The sequence below is a fragment of the Trichococcus sp. genome (assembly GCF_049589555.1).
In the GTDB taxonomy this organism is placed as follows: domain Bacteria; phylum Bacillota; class Bacilli; order Lactobacillales; family Aerococcaceae; genus Trichococcus.
The window spans coordinates 1-1,845 of record NZ_JBAWAZ010000121.1; the positions used below are offsets into that span (position 1 = coordinate 1).

Here is a 1,845-nt window from a genome sequence, read left to right on the forward strand (position 1 = left end):
CTGTCTCTGCTGAGTAAGGCTTGATGTACGCATTTTCCATTTGATCCACATAGACTTGCATATTGAATTGGCTGTAGGCAGCTACGAATGTCTCTTCCGTTCCTTCATAAGCAGGGATAGCCGCGCCGTTCTCGCCTTGCAGACGCATCGCTTCCTCTGTTCCCAGGAATTCGACGAATTTCAAGGCCGCTTCTTCATTTTCAGTTGAGGCCGCAACGGAGTTCGCCAAGCCATTGAATATTGTTCCCGCTTGTTTGCCTTGCGGTAGTGGCGCTACATCGGCATTGGCAGCCGTATAGTCATTGTTGGCCATCTCCCCTGTCATCCAAGAGCCGAAGAAGCCCATCGCGCCGCGTCCTGATTGGAAGAAGGACAAGTTTGTATTTTCAGCAAATTGGCTTTGGGTCGGCGACACGCCATGTTTCACGCTCAAATCCGCATACCATTGCACGGCTTCGATTGTTTCGTCCAAACGGAAACCGGATTCGGTCTTGTCATCGGACAATACGTAGCCACCGTTCTGGAAGATGAAGTTGTGGTAGCCTTCCTGTCTGTTCAAAGGAGCCAAAATACCGTATACGCCGTTGTCTGGATCGTTCAACGTTTGAGCGGCTGCCAGCATCGTGTCCCAAGTCCAAGTTTCATCCGGATAGGCAACGCCCGCTGCGTCGAACAGCGTTTTGTTGTACCATAGTGCGATTGTGTCATAGTCTTTCGGGATGCCGTAGAGTGCATCATCCGCGGAGTACAGTTCGACCAATTCTTCCGGGAAATGATCCAACGAAGTCAATTCGCTGTTTGCGTAGGTTTCCGACAAATCCATCAGGACGCCGCCAGTCGTGTATTTCGCGATCTCGTTGGAATGCATCCAGAAGACATCTGGCATGCTGCCGCCTTGTGCGCCGGCTTCCAGTTTGGTCCAGTATTGATCCCAAGGTGTCACTTCAACTTTTACGTCTATGTCCGGATTTTCCGCTTCGAAAGCCTCCGCTATCGCTTCCATGCCTGGTTGTTGGATTTTATCCCAGATGCCGTAAGTGATTGTCACCTCACCAGATTCGCTGCCCTCGTCGGAACCGTTTCCGCACGCCCCTAAAACAAGTCCTGATAACAATACTGTAGCCAATGATACTTTCTTCCAATTCTTTAACATTTCTTCTCCACCTTTTCTTTTATCTATAAAATTGTATAGTTTAAAACAAAGAAACTATTGGACCTTAGAAAAATTGCACCTGAACTATTCAAAAACAATCGACTTGTAAACGTTTACTTCTTTTGATGTCCTAATAATACCAAATATAAGAGGCCCATGATAGATATTCAACCATACAAAAACATACAATTTTGTTGATTTATAAAATTATCAGCATGTATGCCTTCAAGGTCTTGCTGTTAAAGAAAAAAGGACGGACCTGCCCGGAACCGGCTTTGCATCGGTACCAAGCAGCCCGACCTTCATCGCCTACGTTGCCTTGATTGGTTATTTGGTTTTTACTTTTTTGACGTATGCCCGCGGTGACATCTGCATCTGATGTTTGAAGATGCGCGTGAAACTCAAAGGATTTTTGTAGCCGACCTTCTCAGCGATCTCCGCGATGCTCAGATCCGTCGTTTCCAGGTATTCGCGGCTTTTATGGATGCGGAAAAAGATCAGGTAGTCGTGCGGCGTCAGGTTTGTCGTTTTACGGAAAACGGCAGTCAAGTAAGAATCATTCAGTGACAATTCCCGGCTGATGTCGCCGATCAGAAAATCGGTGTCCTGATACCTTTCTTTGATGATTTCGATCGCCCTTTTCGTATATTCGACGCCTTTGTTGATTTTTTCGATCTGTTTGATTTCGGTGC

General features: G+C 46.9%; 2 protein-coding genes. Both read right to left on the reverse strand.

What is annotated here, in order from left to right:
- Positions 1-1,153: ABC transporter substrate-binding protein (locus tag WBV27_RS05145; protein ID WP_424200027.1), on the reverse strand; the 1,153-nt coding region annotated here is incomplete at its 3' end.
- A 327-nt stretch (positions 1,154-1,480) separates the two neighbouring features.
- Positions 1,481-1,845: helix-turn-helix domain-containing protein (locus tag WBV27_RS05150; protein ID WP_424200029.1), on the reverse strand; the 365-nt coding region annotated here is incomplete at its 5' end.